Source organism: Pseudomonadota bacterium, assembly GCA_039193195.1.
GTDB lineage: Bacteria > Pseudomonadota > Gammaproteobacteria > Steroidobacterales > JBCBZW01 > JBCBZW01.
The window spans coordinates 1-23,870 of sequence record JBCCWS010000064.1 but is presented as its reverse complement, the minus strand read 5'-3'; the positions used below and the strand labels follow the sequence as shown (position 1 = coordinate 23,870).

General features: G+C 61.5%; 23 protein-coding genes and 3 tRNA genes. 9 read left to right on the top strand and 17 right to left on the bottom strand.

Features of this window, described 5'->3' with window-relative positions; translation table 11 throughout:
• The 4 genes from AAGA68_25580 to AAGA68_25565 form a co-directional block, all read right to left on the bottom strand.
• Positions 1 to 141 (bottom strand): GTP-binding protein (locus tag AAGA68_25580; protein ID MEM9388441.1); only part of this gene is annotated, 141 nt, incomplete at its 3' end.
• 77 nt (positions 142 to 218) lie between these two features.
• Positions 219 to 293 (bottom strand) — tRNA-Thr (locus tag AAGA68_25575).
• Positions 294 to 348: 55 nt separating this feature from the next.
• Positions 349 to 422: transfer RNA gene (locus tag AAGA68_25570), tRNA-Gly, on the bottom strand.
• 77 nt (positions 423 to 499) lie between these two features.
• Positions 500 to 584: transfer RNA gene (locus AAGA68_25565), tRNA-Tyr, on the bottom strand.
• 234 nt (positions 585 to 818) lie between these two features.
• Here AAGA68_25565 and AAGA68_25560 point away from each other — a divergent pair.
• Positions 819 to 1,133, top strand: coding sequence for an alanine-zipper protein (locus tag AAGA68_25560; GenBank protein ID MEM9388440.1), 315 nt, complete (start codon positions 819 to 821; stop codon positions 1,131 to 1,133).
• 28 nt (positions 1,134 to 1,161) lie between these two features.
• On the opposite strand, the gene AAGA68_25555 is transcribed toward AAGA68_25560, so the two are convergent.
• Positions 1,162 to 2,175: a L,D-transpeptidase family protein gene (locus AAGA68_25555; GenBank protein MEM9388439.1), complete on the bottom strand. Its 1,014-nt coding sequence runs from the start codon at positions 2,173 to 2,175 to the stop codon at positions 1,162 to 1,164.
• Between AAGA68_25555 and AAGA68_25550 the strand changes: the two genes are divergently transcribed.
• On the top strand, positions 2,169 to 2,396 hold the full coding sequence (locus AAGA68_25550; GenBank protein ID MEM9388438.1) for a DUF6116 family protein: 228 nt from the start codon (positions 2,169 to 2,171) through the stop codon (positions 2,394 to 2,396). The two genes, AAGA68_25555 and AAGA68_25550, sit on opposite strands and share 7 nt — an antisense overlap.
• A gap of 3 nt (positions 2,397 to 2,399) precedes the next feature.
• On the opposite strand, the gene AAGA68_25545 is transcribed toward AAGA68_25550, so the two are convergent.
• Positions 2,400 to 3,215: an NAD-dependent protein deacetylase gene (locus AAGA68_25545; protein MEM9388437.1), complete on the bottom strand. Its 816-nt coding sequence runs from the start codon at positions 3,213 to 3,215 to the stop codon at positions 2,400 to 2,402.
• A 609-nt stretch (positions 3,216 to 3,824) separates the two neighbouring features.
• On the opposite strand from AAGA68_25545, the gene AAGA68_25540 reads away from it, so the two are divergent.
• The 3 genes from AAGA68_25540 (at position 3,825) to crtI (ending at position 6,313) form a co-directional block, all read left to right on the top strand.
• Positions 3,825 to 4,187: an STAS domain-containing protein gene (locus AAGA68_25540; GenBank protein MEM9388436.1), complete on the top strand. Its 363-nt coding sequence runs from the start codon at positions 3,825 to 3,827 to the stop codon at positions 4,185 to 4,187.
• 21 nt (positions 4,188 to 4,208) lie between these two features.
• Positions 4,209 to 4,661, top strand: a complete 453-nt coding sequence (locus tag AAGA68_25535; protein ID MEM9388435.1) for an ATP-binding protein — start codon at positions 4,209 to 4,211, stop codon at positions 4,659 to 4,661.
• Between the two features lie 80 nt (positions 4,662 to 4,741).
• Positions 4,742 to 6,313, top strand: coding sequence for a phytoene desaturase family protein (gene crtI, locus AAGA68_25530; protein ID MEM9388434.1), 1,572 nt, complete (start codon positions 4,742 to 4,744; stop codon positions 6,311 to 6,313).
• A 29-nt stretch (positions 6,314 to 6,342) separates the two neighbouring features.
• Here crtI and crtD read toward each other — a convergent pair whose 3' ends face one another.
• Positions 6,343 to 7,938 (bottom strand): 1-hydroxycarotenoid 3,4-desaturase CrtD, encoded by a 1,596-nt coding sequence (gene crtD / locus AAGA68_25525; GenBank protein MEM9388433.1) that lies wholly within the window; start codon positions 7,936 to 7,938, stop codon positions 6,343 to 6,345.
• Positions 7,935 to 8,726, bottom strand: coding sequence for a hypothetical protein (locus AAGA68_25520; protein MEM9388432.1), 792 nt, complete (start codon positions 8,724 to 8,726; stop codon positions 7,935 to 7,937). Before AAGA68_25520 ends, crtD begins: the two co-directional genes overlap by 4 nt.
• 136 nt (positions 8,727 to 8,862) lie before the next feature.
• Between AAGA68_25520 and AAGA68_25515 the strand changes: the two genes are divergently transcribed.
• Complete coding sequence (locus tag AAGA68_25515; protein MEM9388431.1) at positions 8,863 to 10,230, top strand: cytochrome P450; 1,368 nt, start codon at positions 8,863 to 8,865, stop codon at positions 10,228 to 10,230.
• A gap of 12 nt (positions 10,231 to 10,242) precedes the next feature.
• Here AAGA68_25515 and AAGA68_25510 read toward each other — a convergent pair whose 3' ends face one another.
• The 8 genes from AAGA68_25510 to AAGA68_25475 form a co-directional block, all read right to left on the bottom strand.
• Complete coding sequence (locus AAGA68_25510) at positions 10,243 to 11,379, bottom strand: ATP-grasp domain-containing protein (GenBank protein ID MEM9388430.1); 1,137 nt, start codon at positions 11,377 to 11,379, stop codon at positions 10,243 to 10,245.
• 25 nt (positions 11,380 to 11,404) lie between these two features.
• Complete coding sequence (locus tag AAGA68_25505) at positions 11,405 to 12,172, bottom strand: SDR family oxidoreductase (protein ID MEM9388429.1); 768 nt, start codon at positions 12,170 to 12,172, stop codon at positions 11,405 to 11,407.
• A 267-nt stretch (positions 12,173 to 12,439) separates the two neighbouring features.
• Entirely contained in the window at positions 12,440 to 13,303 is an 864-nt protein-coding gene (locus tag AAGA68_25500; GenBank protein MEM9388428.1) for a M48 family metallopeptidase, read from the bottom strand.
• A 97-nt stretch (positions 13,304 to 13,400) separates the two neighbouring features.
• Positions 13,401 to 14,615: a glycosyltransferase gene (locus AAGA68_25495; protein ID MEM9388427.1), complete on the bottom strand. Its 1,215-nt coding sequence runs from the start codon at positions 14,613 to 14,615 to the stop codon at positions 13,401 to 13,403.
• A gap of 109 nt (positions 14,616 to 14,724) precedes the next feature.
• On the bottom strand, positions 14,725 to 15,591 hold the full coding sequence (locus tag AAGA68_25490) for a glycosyltransferase family 4 protein (protein ID MEM9388426.1): 867 nt from the start codon (positions 15,589 to 15,591) through the stop codon (positions 14,725 to 14,727).
• A 161-nt stretch (positions 15,592 to 15,752) separates the two neighbouring features.
• Positions 15,753 to 16,700, bottom strand: coding sequence for an SDR family oxidoreductase (locus tag AAGA68_25485; protein ID MEM9388425.1), 948 nt, complete (start codon positions 16,698 to 16,700; stop codon positions 15,753 to 15,755).
• A gap of 90 nt (positions 16,701 to 16,790) precedes the next feature.
• Positions 16,791 to 17,540, bottom strand: coding sequence for a glycosyltransferase family 2 protein (locus tag AAGA68_25480; protein ID MEM9388424.1), 750 nt, complete (start codon positions 17,538 to 17,540; stop codon positions 16,791 to 16,793).
• A 46-nt stretch (positions 17,541 to 17,586) separates the two neighbouring features.
• Entirely contained in the window at positions 17,587 to 18,324 is a 738-nt protein-coding gene (locus AAGA68_25475; GenBank protein MEM9388423.1) for a methyltransferase domain-containing protein, read from the bottom strand.
• Between the two features lie 750 nt (positions 18,325 to 19,074).
• On the opposite strand from AAGA68_25475, the gene AAGA68_25470 reads away from it, so the two are divergent.
• On the top strand, positions 19,075 to 20,226 hold the full coding sequence (locus tag AAGA68_25470) for a glycosyltransferase (GenBank protein MEM9388422.1): 1,152 nt from the start codon (positions 19,075 to 19,077) through the stop codon (positions 20,224 to 20,226).
• An 82-nt stretch (positions 20,227 to 20,308) separates the two neighbouring features.
• On the opposite strand, the gene AAGA68_25465 is transcribed toward AAGA68_25470, so the two are convergent.
• On the bottom strand, positions 20,309 to 20,938 hold the full coding sequence (locus tag AAGA68_25465) for a sulfotransferase domain-containing protein (protein ID MEM9388421.1): 630 nt from the start codon (positions 20,936 to 20,938) through the stop codon (positions 20,309 to 20,311).
• A gap of 316 nt (positions 20,939 to 21,254) precedes the next feature.
• On the opposite strand from AAGA68_25465, the gene AAGA68_25460 reads away from it, so the two are divergent.
• Together AAGA68_25460 and AAGA68_25455 are read left to right on the top strand one after the other, a co-directional pair.
• Positions 21,255 to 22,460 (top strand): polysaccharide pyruvyl transferase family protein, encoded by a 1,206-nt coding sequence (locus AAGA68_25460; GenBank protein MEM9388420.1) that lies wholly within the window; start codon positions 21,255 to 21,257, stop codon positions 22,458 to 22,460.
• Between the two features lie 157 nt (positions 22,461 to 22,617).
• A complete protein-coding gene (locus AAGA68_25455) occupies positions 22,618 to 23,721 on the top strand; it encodes a hypothetical protein (protein ID MEM9388419.1) in 1,104 nt (367 codons plus the stop codon).
• The last annotated feature ends 149 nt before the right edge of the window (positions 23,722 to 23,870 follow it).

Sequence of the window (23,870 nt, the reverse complement as noted above, 5' to 3'; positions counted from 1 at the left end):
GAACGCCTGCGCGGCACCACCGAACTCCGCCGCCAGCACCGTCGTCATCGCCGCCGTCAGCGTCGTCTTTCCATGGTCAACGTGACCAATAGTTCCCACGTTCACGTGCGGCTTTGTACGTTCAAACTTCTCTTTCGACACCTGCCAAACTCCCTTGCGGAATAGAGTCCGATGACTATTCTTAAGTGGCCACCGCTAGGCGGCGGCCGTGATAAACATGGAGCCCACGCCCGGATTTGAACCGGGGACCTCTTCCTTACCAAGGAAGTGCTCTACCCCTGAGCTACGTGGGCACTGACCGTGGCCGATCGCGCCTGCTTTGGCACCCAGCGCGCAGCGGGGCGGTGTTGGAGCGGGTGATGGGAATCGAACCCACATCATCAGCTTGGAAGGCTGAGGTTCTACCATTGAACTACACCCGCCAGGCTGCATCGCACCAAAACACCAGAGAAATCAAGGCTCCCCAGCCAGCCGGCGAAACCACCGCGGCGGCTCGAGATGGTGGAGGGGGTAGGATTCGAACCTACGTAGGCATAGCCAGCAGATTTACAGTCTGCCCTCGTTGACCGCTTGAGTACCCCTCCGGATCACGGAGCCGGGCATTTTCCAGCGCGATCTTGCGGAAGTCAACAACCCCGTCCCACGCAAGTGGTACTGCTCCTGCACCGGCGGGGGGTGGGCACTGAGAGGGATGGCAGACCCACGAAAGTGACGCCAAGACGCAAGCGTTTGACACACCGCAGCTTACAACCAATAAAATACGCCGGGGCCGAGATCGGCCTCATGTCCTTTGCGAAAAATATAGGGGATTCGAAAACATGCGCATTCAGCTGACGGGTGCCGCGCGCGCCCTCGCCGTTGTTGCTGCCGCTGCCACCCTGACCGGCTGTACTGCTCTAGAGGAAAAGGTGGATCGGGCTCTGCAGCTGGCAGAACAGGCTTCTTCCGACGCCAGCAGTGCTCTGTCGACTGCTAACTCGGCCGCTTCCGCGGCAAGCAGCGCCCAGAGCACGGCGGATCAGGCCCTGAGCGCCGCCAACGCGGCCCAACGCGCGGCCGACCGTGCTAACGCCTGCTGCAACGCCAATACCGACAAGATCGACCGCATGTTCGAGGAAGTGACGCGCAAGTAGGACTTCCTGGCCACCGAAGTCGCGCAGGCTACACGCCTGCGCGCTCTTCGGAGGCTTCATGGGCGGCCTCTACCGAGACTTCCTCAGTCGGCGGCGCCGCCGCTTCCAGGTCAGGGCCCTCGAACTCCACCGCGAGCGCCTCCGGCACCCCAAGACCGCGGTTGTAAACGGCCTCCATCGACCCCCAGTCCACCTGTTTCAGCCGCTCGTCTGTATTCGAGACGAACACTTCCACCAGAGCGGTCAGGCCCCGATCGATTGTCTCTGCATCCTCCTCGAGCGGAGGATGCACCTCCAGGTACAACTCGTCGGCCACCCATCCCATTTTGAAGGGCTGGTTCACGATCCGCACCGCTGTCCCGACGCCGACCAAGCCGTACAGCTCGGCGATGTCGGCGGGAAACATCCGGACGCACCCGTGGGTCACACGCATCCCAACACCGGCAGGGCGATTGGTCCCGTGAATGAGGTAGCCCGGTATTCCGAGACGCAGCGCGTGCCTCCCGAGAGGATTGTCGGGCCCGGGAGGAACCACCCTGGGTAATGGGCGACCATCGGCCGCATGCTCATCGCGAATCGACTGCGGCGGATACCAGGAGGGATTTCGTTGCTTTGCCGTGACCCTTGTACGGCCGTAGGGCGTGGACCAGTCTTGCCGCCCGACGCTCACAGGGAAGGTCATCACCTGCTGCCGCGCACCCTCGGCAGCTGGCGGGAAATAGTAAAGGCGCATCTCGGGTACGTTCAGCACTATCCCTGTGCGCGGCGCATCGGGCAAGACGAACTGGGACGGTACCAGCACTTGCGCACCCTCCCCAGGCAACCAGGGATCGACACCTGGATTCGCCAACACAAGCTCGCGGTAACCAACATCGTAGGTGCGCGCGATACTGACGAAGGTATCCTCGTGGGCAGCGATATGCTCGATAGGGGAACCGATTACACCATCGCCTTCGTTCGCCAATTCGAACACCGCCGCGTAGGCGAGCGGCGGCAAGCAAAAGACTAAGCAGATTAGTCCCCAGAGGAGTCCGAGTGGCACTAACGAATCCCGTAAGCTGGCTGACTGGCTATGCATCGCGTCTCAAGTTTCCAAAACTGCTGGCGGTAACTGCCGCCTTGTTCATCATCGACGTGCTCATTCCCGACGTAGTTCCCTTCGCTGACGAATTGCTACTCGGGCTGATCACGGCGGTGCTGGCCTCACTAAGGGACCGAGCGCAGAACAAAGATGCCGAGCAAGATGAATCGCCCTCCCCGTAGCCGCTAAGGATCTGTCGATGCCAGAGGGCCGCCACCGAGCTCGCCTACCAGAGCCCCGAGCAACGCACCACACTCGTGGTCGAGTTTGACGATCGCGTCGTCGTCGGCCCGGGTGCGGCCCTGGGTGAGGACCAGCACGGGCTTGTTCGCAGCGAGGGCTTCGCGAACGAAGCGATATCCGGACAATACCATCAGCGATGACCCCACCACGAGGAGCCCGCCCGCATTCGCCAGACGCTCGCGAGCCGTCTCCAACCGTTCGGCGGGCACGTTTTCCCCGAAGAACACCACATCAGGCTTGAGCACCCCGCCGCAGCGGCTGCAGTCGAGGTAGCGGAATCGATCGACGGCGCCCTGGCTCACGTCACGATCTCCGTCGGGACGCTCGGCGGCGCCGGCGCCGCTCAGAGCATCCTCATCGGACCAAGTCGCGTTCAGGGCCTCTAGCTTACGTTGCAACGAAGCCCGATGCGTTTCGAAGCCGCAATCGAGGCATCGCACGCGGTCAAGCCGCCCGTGCAGGTCGACTACGCGCTCAGCACCAGCCCGAGAATGAAGACGATCGACGTTTTGCGTGACCAAGGGAGCTACTCGCCCCTCGGTGGCGAGCCAGGCGAGGGCGCGGTGGGCGAGGGTCGGACGAGCGATGTGGAAACGGGGCCAGCCCATGAAGCTGCGAGCCCAGTATCGCTGACGCGCCTTCGGCGACGCCCGGAACTGAGCGAACTGGATGGGCTGGGGATGGGCCCAATCCCCGAGCCGATTGCGATAGGCAGATATTCCCGCCTTGGTGCTGCACCCAGCTCCCGTCAGCACCATAGGTGGTGAAGCGCTCTCGAGAAACTGTCTGAGTACTGGAAGGGCGGCTTCTTCGGGTGGCGATGCGTGCATTCCGGGCAGGGTAACTGGTCAACAGCACAAGTCCACGCCTGTTAGCGGGCGTCGGGAATCTGAAATGCTGGTTTTTTGTTCGCGAACTGTGTGCTGGTTCGTTCGCTAGGCGTAAGGCCCGCGTACCGTTACATCGTGATGCGGCCCGCACGCCGAAGCGCGTTTAGTCTGTCTCGCCCATTCCCCCTGCCGGCGGCGAGCCCCCTCAGCGTGAACAGCTCCCCACGTGACTCGTCGACCGGCAACCTCCAAAAAAAAAAAGCGGCAGCCGAACGGCTGCCGCTTTTCCTCGTGGACGCCTCGCGCACGGCAACCCCGTATCCCCCCCGGTCGCTGGCGCGAGTGTGTCTCTCCGGGCTGCGCTGGAGCGCTACCCAACGAGATGACGCGACCAACGGTACGAAGTGCGTCTCGTCGTTGCAAGCCAATTAAGTAATTCTTGCGCTGGTGGCAGCGAACCTCAGTTTTGTGCACCGCTCCAGGAGTAGCTCAACTTCAGCGATCCTCAAGAAGGTGGGCAGCCTGCCGATACCCCTATTGATTAATCACCCTTCGAACACCGGGGACAACATGCAGCTGGAGCAGCAGAGCATCGACGGCCAAATCGTCGTCACCCTAAAGGAAACCCGCCTGGACGCGGCGATCGCCGATCAATTCAAATCCGAGATGATGGAGCTGGTGCAGTCCGGGCAGCGCCAGCTGGTGCTCGACCTGGCTGCCGTCGACTTTATCGACAGTAGTGGCCTAGGCGCCGTCGTCTCCATCCTCAAGAGCGTCGGCAAGGATGGCTCCCTGAAGCTTTGCCGCCTTCAGGACAGCGTAATGTCGATATTCAAGTTGACGCGAATGACACAGGTGTTTTCCATCCACACCTCTACCGAAGCTGCGCTGGCAGCGTAGATCACAGCATCGTCGTTCCGCATGCGCAGCGTAGCTTTTACCATCCCAAGCGATTTCTCCCACGTCGCGCTGGTCACCCGTTGCGTGATCACCCTCGCCAGCCACATCACGGGAGAGGAAAGCGGTGCCTTTGAGACAGCTGTCGGCGAGGCGCTAAACAACGTCATCGAGCATAGCTACGGCGCTGGAAGCGACGAACCAATCCACGTGGAATTGGCCTTTGACGGAGACACGCTCGAGCTAGCCATCGAGGACGGCGGTGACGGTATGGACCCCAAGCTCTTCGACGAGGTCCCGGACGGTTTCCCCGAGCGCCCCCCTGATGATCCCGCGCAGCTACCGGAGGGCGGCTTCGGCCTGACGCTGATCAAGATGGCCTGCGACGAGCTCGCCTACGATCGCCAACCAGGCTGCAACCGGCTGACCATGGTTCGCCATCGCCGCCTTTACCAAACCAGCACCGCCGAAGCCTGATTCCCTGGGCGCGCTGGCGCAGCGCCGCATCGGGTGTTACCGTCAACTCAAACTGACAGTAGCTCTGGTGAGGTGTGTCAATGGGCGCGGACGGTGCGTACGGTAACCCCCCTTCGAGGCCGCATGCGGTCGTCATCGGGTCTGGCTTTGGTGGCCTCGCCGCTGCAGTGCGTCTTGGCGCCCGAGGTATGCGAGTAACGGTATTGGAGCGGCTGGATAGCCCCGGTGGCCGAGCACGCGTGTTCCGCCAGGATGGCTTCTCCTTCGACGCTGGCCCGACCATCATCACCGCACCATATCTGCTCGAGGAGCTGTGGTCGCTCTGCGGAAGGAAACTAAGCGATGACCTGACCCTACGCTCGCTCGATCCGTTCTACCGCATACGCTTTGATGACGGCAGCAGCTTCCTGTACAGCGCTGACCTCGATCTTCTGCGCCGGGAGGTGGCCAAGTTCGAGCCCGCTGACGTGCCCGCTCTCGATGCGTTTCTGGCGGAGAGCGAGCGCATCTTCGACGTTGCCTTCACGGAACTCGTGGATCAGCCATTCAACAAGTTCAGTACGATGGTCCGCGCCGTGCCAGACATGCTGCGCCTAGGCGGGTTCCGCAGTGTTTATGGCAAGGTGGCGCAGTTCTTTCGCAACGAGAAGCTACGCACGGTCTTCAGCTTCCACCCGCTGCTTATCGGCGGTAACCCGTTTTCCACCACCGCCTACTTCTGCCTGATTTCGCACCTGGAGCGGGCGCATGGCGTCCATTACGCGGTCGGGGGAACGAACCAACTGGTCAGCGGTCTCGTAGGCCTTATCGAAGGCCACGGCAACACGGTGCGCTGCGAGGCTGAAGTGTCGCGGATCACGGTCGACGATGGCCGCGCGACGGGCGTCACGCTGGCATCAGGAGAGAAGATCACAGCTGATATCGTGGTCTCCAACGCGGACGCCGCCTACACCTACGACAATTTGTTGGGCCGAGAACCAAGGCGGCGCTGGTCGCGCCGGCGACTGGCGAGTGCCGCCTACTCAATGGGGTTGTTCGTCTGGTACTTCGGCACCGATCGTACCTACGAGGAGGTCGATCACCACACGATCGTCTTGGGCCCTCGCTACCGCGAGTTGCTCCAGGACATATTTCAGCGCAAGCACCTGGCCGAGGACTTCAGCCTCTATCTGCATCGCCCGACGGCCAGCGATCCCAGCTTAGCGCCGCCGGGCTGCGATGCGTTCTACGTGCTATCGCCGGTACCACACCTCGGCAGCGGCACGGACTGGGCGGAGCAGGGCGAGCAGTACCGCCAGGCGATCGCCCAGCGCCTCGAAAGCACCCTGTTGCCGGATCTGACCTCTCATCTGGTCAGCTCCAAGGTGATGACACCGCAGCAGTTCAACGATGACCTGCTCTCACGCAACGGTGCCGCGTTCTCTCTGCAACCTCAGCTCTTTCAGAGCGCTTGGTTCCGACCCCACAATATGTCGGAGGAGATCAGCGGTCTCTACCTGGTAGGGGCAGGCACCCACCCTGGCGCAGGGGTACCCGGCGTCATAGCGTCGGCCAAGGTGCTCGAGAAGGTTCTTGACGCAGCACCACCACCCGCGCTCGCCGCCCGCCCAGGGATGTTTGGCCACCGCGCGACGAGCACGTCGACCGCTTGAGCGATCATCCACTCCGCGAGCGCTGCGCTTCAGTGGCCGCGAACACGCGAGCCGGGCGCTTGGGGCGCCGCCCCTCTCGCAAGCGTGATCGCGGCCTGACCTTTGCGCTGACTTTGGCGATCGGCGAGCAGACGGGCTGCTGCTATACGGCCCGATAGGGTGGCCATCGGTACGCCGGCACCCGGGTGGGCGGACCCACCTGCCAGGTACAAGCCCGGCACGTCCATGCGCGCGCTAGGCCGCTCAAAGATCGCAAAGGGTCCGTGATTCGCACGCCCATACAGAGCACCACCATTGCCGGGGAAGCACTCGGCGAAGTCGCTCGGTGTAGTGCGCTGCCCCGTTGAGAAGCTGTCCGCAGACAGGGTCAATCCGCACGCTTCCAGCATCCCGATCGTGCGCTCCTGCAAAGCCTCCAGGCTGGGTTCGCCTGCGCCGCCCCGAGGCCAACCACGATCACCGTCGGCAGGCGCGTTGATCAACAACAACATCGGTTCACTGCCCTGCGGCTGCGGGCCGTTGATCTTCGCGGAGCGGCCCTGAGCGCACAAGTATACGGTCGGCGCCGCAGACACCGTGCGCGCCTCGAACACCTGCTTAAACTCTGCTGGATAGTCGCGGCTAAAGAAAACATTATGATGCTGCAGAGGGAACCCATCGGGCTTCGCGGCCAAGCACCAGGTCACGGCGGAGAGCGAGCGCTGAGCTCGAGGGGTGGGCGCCGCCGCGCTCATAACTCCGTCCCCAAGTAGACCACCCGCAAGCGCAGCACTGTCGCCATTGAAGATGACCGCATCAGCGTCTAGCGTCTCACCTCCTTCCAAGCGCACGCCCCGTACCGCACCTCCCGACACGACGATCTGATCGACGTGCGCACCAAAGCGAAACTGCGCACCGCGCCGCTCCGCCAGCCCTTGCATTTGCCTCGCTAGCTCACGCATGCCGCCCTTCACCAGCCACACACCCGATTGCTCGACATGAGCGATGAGCATGAGCGTAGCAGGTGCCTTTAGCGGAGAGGCGCCCACGTAGGTCGAGTAGCGGGCGAACAGTTGGCGTAAGCGGGGATCGCGGAAATGCTCACCCAAGGCATTCCATAGGGACACCATAGGTTGGGTGCGAGCGAGAGCGGGCACCCCCGTGAGGCCCACCCGTGAGACCAGATCCAAGGTCGAGCGTGGGCGCTCGGACCGAATAAAGGGACGCTCGAGCGTGGCGTAGACCTGTGCGCTGCGCTCAACGAAACGGCGGTACGCGAGCGCCTCCTTTGCGCCAGCGAACTCATCGATGGCCGCAATGGAGGCTTCGCTGTCGGCGAAAAGGTCTAGGCGCCCACCTTCGGCCCACGCATGGCGCGCCAACACTTCGGCCGACTCGAGGGTAACAGCATCGTCGAAGGACTCTCCGGAGTCGGCGAAGAGACCGTCGAACACCCAATGCATTGTGAACACTGTAGGCCCCGCATCCACCTCAAAGTCGCCCGCACGCAGGGCGCGCATCTTGCCTCCAGATGCCTGAGCGCGCTCGAGAACGGTCACCTCCAGACCTGCGTTAGCAAGATCACAGGCCGCTGCCAGGCCCCCGACACCTGCGCCGACGACGATTGCTCGCCCCTTTCCGCTCACGTGGCCAGGGGTACGTCAGAGGAAGACGACCGACGGACCGGCGGTTGCTGGCGCTGCGCGCGTCCGCGGCGATGCGAGAGGATCACGCGCCGCTGATGGTAGAGGATGAGGCCTAGCCCAATGACGAGCGGTATGGACCAGAACAGTGGATTGAGAGCCAGTTCCGGCATGAGGCGCACCGCACCAAAGGCGAAGAAGGCGGTGTACACGGAGATACCGGCACCCACCAGCGCCTTTATGTGTTCGAGCAACCAATCGATGGCGCTGGGAGTGGGCTTGAAAAGAAACCAGAGGTTCGTCGCGACGGTCGCAAAGCCGATGGTGGAGATACCCAGCATCAGCGGTTGGCGCAGCAACCAACCTTGCCAAACACAATTCACCGCAGCCACCAACAGCACTGCCTGCAAGGTCAGATTGATAAACCCGCGATTGGCCTCGTGCTGTTTGCGATTGCGGATACAAAGCCACCCGTACCACGCCAGGTTGATGGTCAGAATCGCCAGATAGAGCATCATCCAGCCAAAGATGCCCCGAATCAGCTCCGCCGATTCATGCACGTGAGGGTGGGTGGTGATGGGGTCGAGGATCGTGCAGGTGCTCATGCAAATGGCGAAGGTGCCGGTGATCAGCATGCTGAGCGTGAACACCCGACCGGTCTGACGGTGGGCGGCAGCACCCTTGCGGGTAAAGATCGGGCCCCAAAATCCAATCAACCCGACCGAGCCGGTCAGGATGTGGGCGACGACAAAGTAGTGAAACGGCACTACAAATGGATCAAACCACACCATTTCTCTGCGTCCTGTCTGACTAGCAGGGAGCGTCAACCTAACTAGACACTCTTACCGTCAGAAGTCTGCTACGCTTGGCCGTCGTACGCAAATCCAGTCGCATTGCGACGCTCATCTGCACTGAATTCGCCGCCTCTTGTACGTTCCACCCCGCCCTCGCCCCCTGCCCGCCCTCGCCGCCCTGGTGCGCACGGCCCTGCGCGGAGAGGGCGATCTGCTGAGCCTACTGCCCGATAAGGCCTACCAGTTCGACGTTGGCTACCTCGGCTACTCGCGGCGCTCGATTCTGCTGGTGAACCGCCCGGAACTGGTGAAGGGCGTAATGACGGACCCTGCGGATATCTACCCGAAGAACGACCTGATGGTCGGCGCCCTAGAGCCCCTTGTCGGCGACTCGATCTTCGTCTCCAGCGGTGACCGCTGGCGCTGCCAACGTGCGATGGTAGACCCAGCCTTTTCGCATATCCGCATCACTCGCGCCTTCGCATCTATGACCGCAGCCGTCGATGACTACGAGGAGCGCCTGGCTCAGCAAGCCGCATCAGGCGAACCCATCTCCCTCGACCTGGCGATGAGCCACCTTACGGCCGACATAATCTGCCGCACGGTGTTTACTACCTCGCTCGAGTCGAACATCGCACGTGAGGTGTTCGATGCCTTCACAGTCTTCGAGCGAAGCGTCGCCCACGTGGAGCTTAAGGCACTCATCTTCGACCCCCCGTTTCGCACATACGAGCAATCACCCACAGTGCTCGAGGCTTGCGAGAAGATTCGGCGACATTTGGGTCACCTGGTCGACAGCCATCTCGATGAGCCGCAGGAGAAGTTCAACGACATCGCGTCCGCCTGCGTGGCTGCTCGCGCGCCGGACGGAGGCCCGGGGCTCTCGCGCAAGGAGCTCATCGACCAGCTGGGGGTGTTCTTTTTGGCCGGACACGAGACCACAGCGAGTGTGCTGACCTGGGTGTTCTTCATCCTATCCATGCAACCACGAGTGGTGACTCGCATGCGCGAGGAGGTCGCGCGGGTCGTGGGCGACGGCGAAGTCGCCTTCGATCAGGTGAGGCAACTACCCTTCATTCGAGCCGTGTTCCGCGAAACCTTGCGCCTCTATCCACCGATCACGTTCATACCACGCGTGGCGGCAGAGCCGACGCAGATCGGCCGCTTCCGTCTGCGCAAGGGCGCCATGATCATGATAGCCCCGTGGACGATGCACCGGCACCAGCGCATGTGGAAACACCCGGAAGCATTTGATCCAGATCGCTTTATGCCCGAGCGAGAGCACGAGATCCCAAGCGGGGCATACCTGCCGTTTGGCACAGGACCGCGAGTCTGTGTAGGGGCCGGCTTCGCCGCCACGGAGAGCACGCTTATCCTCGCACGCCTCGTTCGCCGCTTCGATTTTCACACCATCGATGCAGAGCGCGTGAGGCCTGCGGCGCGTCTGACGACTCGCCCGACGGAGCAGGTTTATTGCACCCTAAGCGATCGCCTCACTTAGGCTCTTAGCCACCTACTCACCCCAGGCGATATCGAAGGTGGCTGCCTCGCCAAACGTCCAGCCTTTTAACACCGTTCGCCATAGGATGCTCGTGCTTGCGAAGGGCTGCAGAAGCAGTGGCCACGGATCGTCTGCCTGCCAAGTGACGTCGCGCACACCAAACAGAAGTTTTAGCCTACCGGGAAAACGATGCCCGCGCAGGAACGAAGACTGAACTTCGGTAAGCGACGGATAGAACTGCTGTAAACGCGCCTCAGGCCGCAAACCACTTGACTCGAGCGGCGCGACACCCAGTATCACATCGGCCAGCCCTTGCGGCGTAAGGAAGTGAACGCCACTGGTAGCGCGCGGGTTGCACTCCATGGGCAGGGGCTGACCCGCCTGGTCAAGCCGAAAGTCGAAGGACAGAAAGCCGTCGTGCATTGTGGCCTGCGCGAACGCTCGCACCCACTCATCTAGTCCATCGGGTGCCTGCGATACTCGTTCGAAGCTCACGGCGACTGTCCCCGACATGATCAGTCCACGGTAGGTGACGTTCGCGACAAGCTCGCCCCTGCGTACCACTCCGAAGGTGCTCAGCTCTTCGCCCGGCAGGTACTCCTGGTAGATCCGTGGCGCTGCGTCTGGTGCTTGCGTGAGCGGCTCCGCACCCTGAGGGTGGTCGACAAGCCCTTTGCCGGCCGACGAGTAACGGGGCTTCGAAATACACCGGGTAGCGGCTAGCAACGCCTTTGCCTGAGAGTAGTCGACCGCCTCGCAGGTACGGGGCACTGGTAGCCCTGCAGCCGCCGCAACTCGAATGAACTCGAGCTTGTCGTGTAGCGCAAGCAGCGACGGCTGAGGCGGACAGAAAAGGCGCGTCGTGGAGGGCAGCATCGCGTGCAGAGCGCCGACATGCATCGTCTCATCGGAGACAGGAACGATCAGCTGCACCCGCTCGCGTTCGACGAGCGCTAGCAGCGCCTCGTGGTAAGCCTGCTCGTCGTCGTTCGGAGCGGGCACTTGCACGCAGCGGGCGACGCTGCGCGACAGCCGTGTCAAGTGCCAGGCAAACGGCTCTGCGACTATCACTTCGCATCCAGCCGCAGCGAGAGCACGAGCGATGTCGAGCGCCTTCGGCAAACGCCCGAGCGTTAGGAGGACTCTCACGGACTGATCGCCCAACGGGCGCCAGCTAACTCGTCATCCCGCCGTCGATGACAATGGTCTGTCCCGTCACGTATGCGCCTGCCTCGGAGGCTAGGAAAACGCATACTCCGCCAATCTCATCGGGGGTACCTGTGCGCTTTAGCATCGTCGCTTTGACGTAGCGTTCGTTCATTCGCGGATCTTCCCACAAGGCTCGCGAAAACTCCGTGGGCACAAGCCCCGGAGCGATTGCGTTGGCGGTAATACCGGAGGGCCCAAATTCACGAGCCAGACTGCGGGCCAGCTGGATCACGGCGGCCTTTGATACGGAGTACGCCCCGAGAGCGGGCTGACCAACCAGGGCCGTATTCGACGCGTTGAGGATGATCCGCCCCCATCCCGATTCCCTCATCTTCGGCACCACGAGCTTCGCCAACTTGAGATTAGCATTGACGTTGACATCGAAGATCTTTTGGACGGCATCGTCTGGAACATCCAACAAAGATCCGAAGTGTGGATTGGCCCCTGCGTTGCCTACGGCGATATCGATCTGACCGAGGTGTTCCTCGGTCTGCGCCACGAGACGCTCAAGCTCGCCGGGATGTGCAACACTGCAAGGCAGTCCTACAACTGCGCTATCACCCGCGATCTCTGCGATCTCCGCTGCAGTGGCTGCACAGCTACTGGCGTCCCGAGAGGAAACAGCCACGCGAGCGCCCGCCAGCGCGAGCTGTCGAGCGATCGACTTCCCAATACCTCGGGTGGAGCCGGTCACCAGGGCGGTGCGGCCAGAAAGATCGAAGATACCGGTCATCGCGTCCTCCTTTCGTCGATCGACCTGCGCGGCAACGGTCAAAGCCGCGATGCTAGGAATCTCGATTGTAGCGCGGCACGATCCCAAGGCTTGAACGGGGATCCGACGGAAGCCGGGAGTCAGGGCGCGACTGCACTCACCCGACTAGGCTGGCAGCAGTCTGCTGCTCGTAGGTGCAGTCCACATCGGCGCTGGCAAGGTTACGATGGTCGACCCCGGGTCGCACGCAAACTACTAGGCTTTACTAAGTTCCGTGAGACGTGTCGCTTAACGTACTGCTGTGATCACATCGATCGAATGCACCGGCGCTCTCATGCCGCGTGGATTGAGTCCACGCATTCCCTCAATCAGCTCTGCAAGGGCGGCCTGGCGGCTCTGCGGTGCAGGGTGGGTGCTCAGGAACTCTGGCGGGCGTTGCCCACCGCCGATGCTCCCCATCTTTTGCCACAGAGACAAGACCGCGTCCGGATCGTAGCCAGCCCGAATCGCAAGCTCTGTGCCGATCTGGTCAGCCTCGGATTCGGCGGTCCGGCTGTTCGGTAGATCCAACGCCAGCTGCGCGGCCAGGGCAGCGCCGCTTAGCTGCTGCTGGTTTGCGCCAACTACAGCACCCCCAACCTGAAGCGCCAGATCGGCCGCCATCGCGCGCGACATCTGCTCGGCCGTATGGTTCGCGATCGCATGCGAGACCTCGTGCCCCATGATGTGCGCAAGCTCATCATCAGTCAGCTTGAGCTGCTCGAGAAGTCCCGTATACACAGCCATTCGACCACCCGCCATGCACCACGCGTTTACCGTTTTCGGATCCTCGATCACGGCCACGCTCCATGCCCAATCGGCGGTGCTGGGGAACTGTTCTATCGCCACGTGAACCACCCGGCCGGTCACCTCACGCACACGTGCGGCCACGGCCCTATCTCGCGAGAGTTGGTTGTTCTGAGCGAACCCGCCAACCGTGGCGACGTAAGCCTGCTGGGATGCCGAAATGGCAGCTTGCGGCGACACCAACATGAACTGCGCTCGACCGGTAGGACTCGTCGTACACGCGACCGCCAGGAGGGCTAGCAAGGGCGCCATCCAAAGGGCGCTGCTCCGACTCATCAACCGCACGCGCATCAGCAAGACCTCCATGTACAATCGCCATGCATGATAGCGCTGAACGAAGGCCGGGGGTCGACCGGCTAGCGTTTGTTCACAACGAAGGCACGCATGAGCACTGCGAAGCAGCTCATGCAGACCGTGCCTTAGCTAGGATGCTCTCGTACAACGACGAGGTCTGGGCCGCAACGCGCTCCCAGGTGAAGCTCCGATTCACCAGCTGCTGACCGGCACGCCCCATCGCCACCAGGCGCTCAGGCGCCGAGAGCATCTCCCGCAGCGCCGTCGCGAGTGCGCCCGAGTCGGCATCAACGATGCGCCCCGCACCCGCCTCCTCAACCGCAGGGAAATGGCAACCGGGACTAATGAGTACGGGGGTGGCGCTCGCGAGAGACTCGAGTATGGCCATGGAGAACCCCTCGGCGTCAGAGGGCAGCGCAAAGAGGTCGGCCCTAGCAAGCAGGCTCGCTTTCGTGGCCCCCGTCACCATGCCAGCGAAGCGCACCTGACCGCGTCCGATCTCCCTCTGCGCGGAGCGAGATAGGGAGTCGACCATGTTCCACTCGTCGGGACCGGCAACTACCAGCTTAGCGTTGGGGAACTCGTCAGCAATGCCCCGGAACGAATCGACCAGTTTGTCGATCCCCTTGATGGGATGCAGTCGACTCATAAAGAGCACGACCAAATCACCCTTGCTGATCCCGAAGCGCGCGTTGATGGCCTCGTCGTAAGGCGACTGAAACCGCTCAGCGTAAACTGCGTTCGGGATAACGACGGCCGGGTTGTTGACCCCTAGGCTGCGGTAGCTGTCCACCTCCGCGCCAGTCAGCGCGACTAGCGTATCGGCAGACCTTATGATGCGCTTCTCGATCAGGCCAATGTACATGCGCTTCTTCCAGGACCGAAAGGTCAGCCGAGCGGGATCGAAGACACCACGCTGATGGTAGACGAGCGGCTTACCAGCGCTGTTAGCTTCCATCGCCGTCACATAAGTGGGATAGACAAAGGGCAGGTGGGTATGGACGATGTCCATTTGTGGCAGCACGCGCCGCAGTGCTTTTCTCATCGCCGGCGCGTAAAGGAACCCTGAGGTCTTGGTCAAATATGGGATCCCGGGCACAGCCTTCGCGCGCATGCGCTTGAAGTACCAAACCTCCACCTCATCGACCATAGTCGGACAGTCTGTTTCGACGTCGAGGTCTTCATCTAGGTTGGCATTGGTCGTGAAGACCGTTACGGAGTGACCCGCTCGTTTAAGCTCCTCGGCGAGCGCCGACACGGACTCGATCGGCCCGCCCAACTTGTAGGCGGGTTTGTAACCCGGTACAGCGAATAGAATGCGCATCTTTGCTAGGTCGCTCTCAAAGTTCGTGTCCTGCGCATCACGTCGTGCTGCAGGATGGTCATCGTGCGAGGGGGCATCCTCGCCTCCCCCGCCCCCGCGCAAAATCCCCTTAGACTTGCTGTAGCTCGGGCGCTCCAGCCTTAAGGCGAATGGCCATCACGACCAGCGGCGTGTAGGCAATCGTCGCACCAATCACACCGTCGAGCCGTTCCAAGCTGACCAGAATTGCGATCGGCCACAACCACAACAACGTCACTACCCCCCAGCCCACAGACACGGGAACATGCGAGCCCATCCGCCGGGCTAGGTACTGGTAGGCGTGGCTGCGGTGCGCCTGATCGAACGGATAACCCCGGAGTACGCGCCGGATCAACGTCGTGGTGGCGTCGACTACAAAGGCTCCTAGTAGGATGCCCCAGCTCCACAGCAACGCTGCATTGTCCCAAGCGGTGATGACAGCCAACGCCCCGAAACTAAACCCCAAAAAACCGCTTCCCGCGTCGCCCATAAAGATTCGCGCCCGCGGGAAGTTCCAGATCAGGAATCCACAGGTAGATGCAGTCAGCGTGAGCAGAAACAAGTGCAGACCGGACGAGTCCTGCGCCAGGTTGGTCAATACGGCACCGCCTAGACCCACCAGCACCGCCTCGATACCTGCGATACCGTCGATGCCATCCATGAAGTTAAACAGGTTCAGCAGCCAGACGATCCCAAATATGGCGAGGATTGGCCCAAGCCAAGCCAGCTCTAGTGCGTAGCCGAACACCGGCAGCGCCGGCAGGCCTCCAATCAGTATGAGCGCACCGCCCGCCGCGACGAAGTGCACACCCAGGCGCAACTTCGCTGGAATGTCCCGGTGGTCATCGAGCGCGCCGACCAGCGCTACGATCGCCCCGCCGAGGATGATGGCGGCAGACCAACGCATCGGCACCGCCGAGGTGGCACCGAGAATGAGCCAACTGACTAGTGTTACCATGACAAGCGCTAAGCCCCCGCCGCGGGGTGTGGGCACTGTGTGCGAACTCCGCTCGTTGGGGATATCGACGAGCGATCGCGCACGCGCGTAGGATCGAACAGCCCAGGTCCCGATCGCGCTCATCACGAAACACCCCACAATGAGGCTCACATCTAACGTACTCAGCTGCGCGCCCCCTTGAAGTGGTTGGAAGTCTCTACGATCCCCGTTGGCAGGCTCACGGGGGGCGACCAACCGAGAAGCCGACGCGTAGGTTCGATGTCAACCTGGAGTGACCCTAGTAGTCGATCGACCTCATCGGACCGACCCAGCAGCCGGGCCGCGGATCGCAGAACCGACTTTGGAACCGGTAGGATCCTCGCCGGCCGAGCCATCGCCCCGGCGAGGATCCGGACAAGTCCTGGCGTGCTCACGTCCTCACCGTCCGAGACGAGGAGAACCTGACCGACAGCTTCCCTCGCGGTGATGCACGCCGACACCAGGCTCGCAAGGTTGCGAACGAAGACCATGCTGCGTCGATTGTCGATCGATCCGAGCGGCAGCGGAATCCCCCGATCCACCCAGGTCATGAGGCGAAGAAAGTTAGCTCGTACACCCGGGCCGTACACGAGCGGCGGGCGAATGATCACCACCTCGAGCCCCGTACGGCTCGCAATTTCGAACAGGGCCCTCTCCGCCTCGATTTTCGACAGTGCGTAGGCGCCCTGGGGTGCCGGCCGATCAGCGGAGCGAAAGATCGGTGGTTCCTGCGCTCCACCAGTTGACTCCCCGTTTACCTTGATGGAACTAACAAAGACAAAGCGCCGGACACCGACCCGCGCCGCCTGCTCAGCCAAGCGCCGCGTTCCCGCCACGTTGACCTCGCGGTAGAGCGCGAGGGCGTCGGTCACTTCTTGTAACATGTGCACGCGCGCAGCGCAGTGCACGACGCTGTCACACCCGGACAGCAGCGCAGACCAGTCAGCCGCGGAACCCAGGTCTGGTGCAACCAAGCCTGGCGTACCGCCACGGCGCACGAGCGGCCGAACCGAAACATCTTGTTCGGTAAGATGATCGACGACCGCGCCCCCCACAAAGCCGTTCGCCCCCGTCACTGCAACGATACTCATGCGATCTGCACCGGGGGCTCCGCGCCCGTTATGGTCAGGCGCCAGGGTCGATACCGAGCGCAGTAGGTACCTTTAGCGTGCATAGCGAACCTACCGCGTAAGCAGTTCCCAGGTCTTGATCGGGAAACGCAGCCAGAGGCGAATCGGACCGGTCCGTATACCATGAGCACGACAAGCACGGAGCATCTCGTCCGTGATTATCTTCTTAGACGACCAGCCGCGAGTACTTAGCCCCCCAGCGACCATACGAATCAACACGCCCTCAACGTAGCAGGAGCGGACCTCGTGCACCGAGAAGGCTCTCGCCACCCAGTCGAAGTCGCCGGCGATAGCGTAGCTGATATCGTAAGCACCCACGCGCTCATAGGTACCTCGGCGGACGAACATCGTCGGGTGGGCGGGCATGAAACCCGACGCGATCCGCGCGGCGTTGAAGCTAGCTGAACTGTAGTGGCGGACAACCTTAGACGAATCTGATTCGCGGAAGAACACAACATCAGAGTATGCGACGTGGGCATCCGATTCCTTCAGGGCGGACATCATGCGCGATGCTGCATCGGATGAAGCGTAGACGTCTCCCGCATGCAGGAACGCTACAACATCGCCCGAAGAGCGCTCAATGCCTTTATTAAGCGCATCGTAAATGCCTTGATCCGGCTCCGAAGTCCAGCTGCTGACGCGATCTCCGGCGGCACGAATGACGTCGACTGAGGAATCGGACGAGGAACCATCGACGATGACGTACTCTATGTTCTCGTAGTCCTGCTCTGCGACCGAATCAATCGTGCGTTTCAGGTGCGACGCGGCATTGTAGGTAGCCGTGACGATCGACAACTTCATGCGAGCAGCTTGCCCACGGCGGCCCGAGGAGCTGCTGTCCGCATCGTCAACGAACGCATTCCAGATAGAGCGAATCGCGCTTGCGCACATCCCCGGCCCCATCGAGGTCCAAATTGATGCGTGCCCAGTGTTCGAAGCGACTAGATGCCGGAGTCTCAACGCTGACGTTGCGAAAACCGAGGCCCGTCAGTAGGTCGCTCAGGTTGCGGCGGTCGTACATCCACTGATGAGTTTCGCCCCGCTTGCGCGCATCCCCTAGGGCGAACGCGTACAGACGTTTTTTCCAGGGCCCGAGATCCCGGGTGCCCGCGGGCTGGCGCCTAACGCATTGCTCTAGAATCTCTGCGACATGATGATCGTGCGCCCGCGGCTCGGAAGCAGCCTGCTCCTCCAGGCTGGCGAGGTACCGCCGCACGAGCAGCTCTAGATCAGGCACTACGATCCGCTGCAAGCCACCGGGCTTGAGCACGCGTTGGATTTCGCGCAGAAATCCAGGCGCGACATCCCGATCAAGGTGCTCCAGCACGTGCGAATGGTAGACGAAATCGATGGATTCATCCGCGAAGGGAATTCCACGCCTGAGATCGTGAGCCATCAGGTTCCCCTGCATGGACTCATAGCGGCGTAGCCGCTCGCCGCTCAGGATACGCCGCGCGACAAGGTTTCCGAACGCATTGGTCCGAGCCCGTATGAAGGGCGAAAAATCAACGTTGACGATCATAGGGTCGGCGCCGGTATGAAATCCGCACCCCAGATTGAGCACCGTTTGTTGCTGGCTCGTCACTTACTTCCTCCAGCGACTTGCTACTTAGCCGGCTTGCGCAGTTGCGGATGTAAGCTCCCCGTGGGGCACCCGAGCAAGCCACGCCCCAAACCACTAAGCTGAACGTTCAGACCAGATCCGGAACGATCCGCCGGTACGCGACAGTTGACTGGGGTAGGTAGTGGTATCCAGCATTTGCGACGCCCGTATCTTGAAGAAACTAGCAATCGCCAGCCCCTCCGGCGAGAGTCGATCTTCGGCGCTAGTAGGCCAGGAGCGCCTGACGCTGGGCGAATGCTACGCCTCGCGGGAATTCAAGTCGAGCACCTTCACGTCCGCTGCTAACTGCAAGGAGCGACGTCCAAAGGCTGGGTTCGGCGCCAGCGTATCCTGCTGCCGGGACCCACAATAGCTGCCCGGGCGCGACGGGCATCTGAGCGAAGCCTTGGCCAACGTCATACGGGTTCACCCAACCTGGCGTAAGCCCGAACTGTGCATCCAAATGCTAGGCCACAAAGGTGCTCGATCGAGAGGATCACGGCAGCTAGAATGCGACGCTTCGAGCGAGCAGCCTACTTGCCCCCCCCGGTTGCGGGCTCCCCCGGTCCGGCACGCGCGACAAAGGACGGTCGCCCTATCCAGGCCTGCTACTGGCTCCATATTAGAAGTCTCACGCAGGTTTGGAAGCGAAGATGAATGGGCAACGCCCGCAAGACACTGAAACCACCTCCCAGATTGTGTCGGGCAAGGCCCTGCCAGAGGTTGAGTAGAATGCGCGTACTGGTAGATCTGCGGACAACACAGGGAAGACATGTCTCCGCCGACGGCGGCAGCGAGTATGCAAGAAGCGTGGTCCGACGCATCGCTGAACTGGACCGCCGCGATCGCTTTGTCGCTCTCGTTGAGCACGGTCTCGGCGACAGTGACGTCGCCAGCGAAGCCCGCACCAGGGGGATTGAGGTCGTCGTGGCTCGCAGTGACGCTGAGATCGTACGCTACAGCGCGGAGCTGGAACTCACGGCAGCATACTGCCCACTGCCGTATGGCTTGCAAGCGAAACCGGGCAAGCTGCCCACAATTGTGACGATCCACGGGTTGCGGCCAATCGAGCTACCAACCGACAGTCAAGAATGGCGTTATACGAACCTGATACGCCTGCCTATCGTGTTCGCTAAAGGCGCACTCCGCAACCACTACGTACGGCGACGAATGCAGGAGTTTCGCGCGCTTATCAACCTGACAGATCTAATAGTCGCCCCAAGTGAACACACGAAGGCTGCACTTTGCGCGTTGTTTCCAGGCGCAGTCGATAAGCTCACTCCGGTTCTTTACTCGCCGCGAACTGCAGTCACTCAAAGCGAGACTCCAGATGCACAACTCCTCGCCGAGATAGACCTGGAGGACTCGGCCTACGTGTTGCTCGTCTCTGGCGGCAGGTACGAGAAGAACATCCTAAGAGCCCTCAGCGCGATTCGAATGCTCCGCAACGAGGGCAGTTGGCCCGGGCTTCGAGTAGTCATTACCGGCGGCGTCCCCAGATTCACTCCACCAGCGCTGCTGGAGGGGGTGAGCGTCCTCCCGTACGTCAATAGGCAGTGTCTGGGTGCACTCTATTGCTTTGCACGCGCGCTCATCTACCCCACTCTGAACGAAGGATTTGGATACCCACCGGTAGAGGCAATGCGCTTCGGCACGCCGGTAGCGGCCGCAGGCGTATGCTCCTTGCCTGAGATCTACGGCGACGCTATAAGCTACTTCGATCCTCGAAACGAGCACGATATTGCAGCCAAGATTTGGCGAGTACTACACCATCCGCCCTCGCAACAGGTGACACGCAAGAAGGCAGACGCGATCTTGTCTCGACAAGATGCCGACCTAGACAAGCTAATTAATTTGCTGTGTGACGACCGGCTCTTCGACTGAGGCGAACCGCGCCTGCGGCGAGGGCGACCTCAGTTCGCGACGTGACCGGATGGTGACCGGCTATGGCATCGCACCCGGAGCCTCACGATTCATAACCTAGACGACGGTTGCAGTCGCCAGCGTAGCGCTCAAATATGTCGAGCGCCTCATCGGTGAAGTAGTTCTCCCAGTCACCCACTATACCCTTCCTCATAAATGCGCCCTTGTCCTCGACGCCGGGAGCACGGCCAGTGACTCGTTGGAATGAGAAGGAATCTACCACCTCCTGCACGTGTTTCTCGGGCAGTTCATGGCCAATGGAGCACAAGAGCTTCGCTAAGGTCGGCGCCGTCTCACGATTCAGATCTTCGTACCGCACGTAATGGGCGCTTGGGTGGTCCGCCCATCTTCTTACGAAGTCAGCCCAGGTGAATCGGGGATAGACGGGCCGCGTGAAACTGTACTCGATGAAACGCGCCATGTTGGCGCTGACATTCTCCGGATCATCGAACTTATACGCGGTCCTAATCATCTTGTTGAGACGGCGTGACCGATCATCTGGCCTAAGCAGGCAGTGATGGTACCAGGAGACCATTACATCACGGCCATCGCGCCATACGATGATTGGTGCGCGCAGAGAGACTGGGTGTAAGTAGTGCCCTTGAATTATCGTGCGCTCGAACAGAGGGTTGTCTGGCTCCCAAACAGACAGCTGCGTTGCGGCACTGAGCATACGCCGAAGCCAGGTTCCCCCGGACTTCGGAAATTCATTAATTATGATGTTGTCGACGAATCGAGAAACCACATAGGTGAAGAAGGCGCGGTAGACGGCGTCCGGTCGGCGGTTCAAAGAGTGGAGGTTCATATTCGAGTTCTCGGACTGCCCTGTGTCGTCGGGTCCAGCGCAAGCCAGCAAGCAGGTTGGGGGAGCGAGATAGAGCCCGCGGAGGATAACACTGCAACGCGTGGGTGGCGCAACACCCTGCGCCATGCTAGCTTGCTCGGCTGCTCACGAAAACAGAGGCACTGCGGAAACGCCGGATCGTCGAATGCAGCAGAGCATCATCATCGCAGGAGAGACCTACAGCCCAAACATCGGCGACGGTGTGATCGCCGAGTGTTTGAGGTACCTGTTCAAGCAGACGGTCCCAGGCCTACGCGTGCACTTGCTAGACATCTCGGGCCGTGACGGGTGGCCGGAGGCGGCTGCTTTCACGCCGACTCAGAATCGCCGTCGCGTCAAGCTGCCCAGCGTTCGACAACTAATCGGCAGCCGTGCGGTCAACGTCACCCGATGGACACTGCTACACGGCAGGCAAGCCCGAGCACGATGGCCAAGCCAGCTACAAGACGCCGCGGCCCTGGTCATCGGCGGCGGGCTGTTGATCATGGACAACAACCTGGGGTTCCCGCTCAAGCTGAGCACTCTCGTGAAGGTAGCGGGGAACCAGAACGTACCAATTCACTTCGCCGCTTGCGGGGTTGGTGACAACCGACGCTGGAGTACGCGCGGGCAGCACCTTCTGCATCAAGCCCTGAGTTCAGCACAGACGGTAACGCTTCGCGACACAATATCCCAGCAGAAGCTCGCGGAGCTCGCACCGGACGTTATCGCCAGACTCACCATGGACCCTGCGGTCTTCGCAAGAGACGTGTTCGGGCTTCCCAAGGGGAAGATCGCTTCCCCGGTGGTCGGACTGGGTGTGATGCACGTAGAGAAGGTCAATGCATACAACGCGAAGAAGCCCGAGCTTTCACCGCGGGAGATGTGCGATTTCTGGCTCGAACTCGCAACCCTTCTACTGCAGCAAGGCATCCAGCCGAAGCTGTTCTGCAACGGCAGCGAGCAAGACTGGCAGTTCGCGCACTACGTCGCCCGGCAGGCACAACAGCAGTGCGGCCTTGAGCTTCCCGTGGCACCGCGCCCCACTCGCCCAGCGCAGCTCGCTCATACGATCGCAAGCATGCGCGGCGTTGTGGTGTTCCGACTCCACGCCAGCATTATTGCGACGGCCTACGGCATCCCGAGCGTAGGGCTTGCCTGGGACGCCAAGGTGCCGGCCTTTTACGCCGAGACGAACCGGGATGATCTGTGTTTCTCTCCCCACGAATGCACGCCGGGAGGGGTGGCTGCAGCGCTGCACCATGCGATGGCCGAGGGGATCGAACCGGACGCCCTCGCTGAATGGAAGGCCCGCGCTCGCTCTAGTGTGACCGTACCACTGCGAGCCACGGGCATCGAACCGCGCGATTGAGCCTGCTGCGCGCCCGCAGCATTGCTAGAGTACCCACATAGGCGTAGCCAGACCCCTTCGGCTGGATGAGAACTGCAGGCTGGGGCCCAGGCGCAATACATGATGCATGGGAGCGCGAACCCACCAAGGCGCAACCGAAACGCGAGGATAAGTGCAGATGTGTCATTCCTCCGCAGCAAGTCGACGGCAGCACAGTACGCTCGGCAGCAGCACCGCCCCGCCCTGGCTCAAACTGGCTCTCGCGCTCCTGGCGAGCGGCTGCACCCTTGGCGAGCCTACGAGTGAGGTTGACGACGTCGTTCGAAGTAGCGGCCACGCCGAAGGCGTCGCCGCCGAAAGCCCTCCTCATCCGAAGGCGAAAACGCAAAGCCCCTTGGAGTTCGGCGATATCGGCGTCTACGGTTCGCACTGGGTCGACTATCTCGCACACGAACGCACGGATTTCGACTTCATCATGTATCAGGCACGCATCCACGCACAGGCGCCTGAAGACTTGGCTGGTGATCTCTCATTACTTGCAACTGCCGGCGTCAGGCTCGTCGTCGTGGCGATGTTCTTCGAGTCCAAGTCACAGCGTGCTGCGCGAGATGACGCGCCTCCCCTAAAGTCCCTGGATCACTACGAGGCAGCATTCGCAGGCATGCTGAACGCGACAGCATCACTGGAGATTGAGATCGTCACGATCGACGAAGAGAACCGCGCTGCCAATGCGCCGTTTCTCAGCGACCTGTACGATCGGGTGAAACGGCATTACCCTGCGCAAGACCTCTACCAGTGGTACTCACCCACCCGGAAACCTAGTTTGGCAATCCCTGGGAAGACCCGGCCGGCGATGCCTGCCGATGGGTGGGTAATTGACAACTACGGGGTCCACGGCAACGACTTCTTCGAGTACATCGCGGAGATGGACAAGCTAGATAAGCCGCTTCTCGCCGTTGTTTGGGCGAGTCCGCAGTGGCAGGTTGGCGACCGAAGCCGCAGACGCAATACACGCTGGTGGGACAGTCAGGGTTGGAAGGTGTTCCACTCCAAGCTCGCTACGTACCAGCACTTCGAGGTGCCGGTCGCCTTCTTCATGTTCGCTCCGCTGGACCCCGACAACCCAGGCTACATTCCGCTCTATCAAAGCTCGGACGAATGCAGCCAGAACTTCCTTGAAGCCTTTCGCACGCGCACTATCCCTCGCCTGCGGTCGAGCAACGAGATACCGACGCAAGTGCCAGAAAACCGACCCGCCTGGATCCCCGGGCACTGCGGGTAGGGCAGACGCGGCGCGTGTCAACGAAGTTGTCCGGTTTTTCAGTTAGCCTAGCTTACGCGGCTTTGTCCTCCGCGTGTTCCTTCGGAGGGTTTAGCCATACCTCCTCGATCGGGTGCCAGTTCCGCGTCGCGCCGCTCCATCGCTCTGGG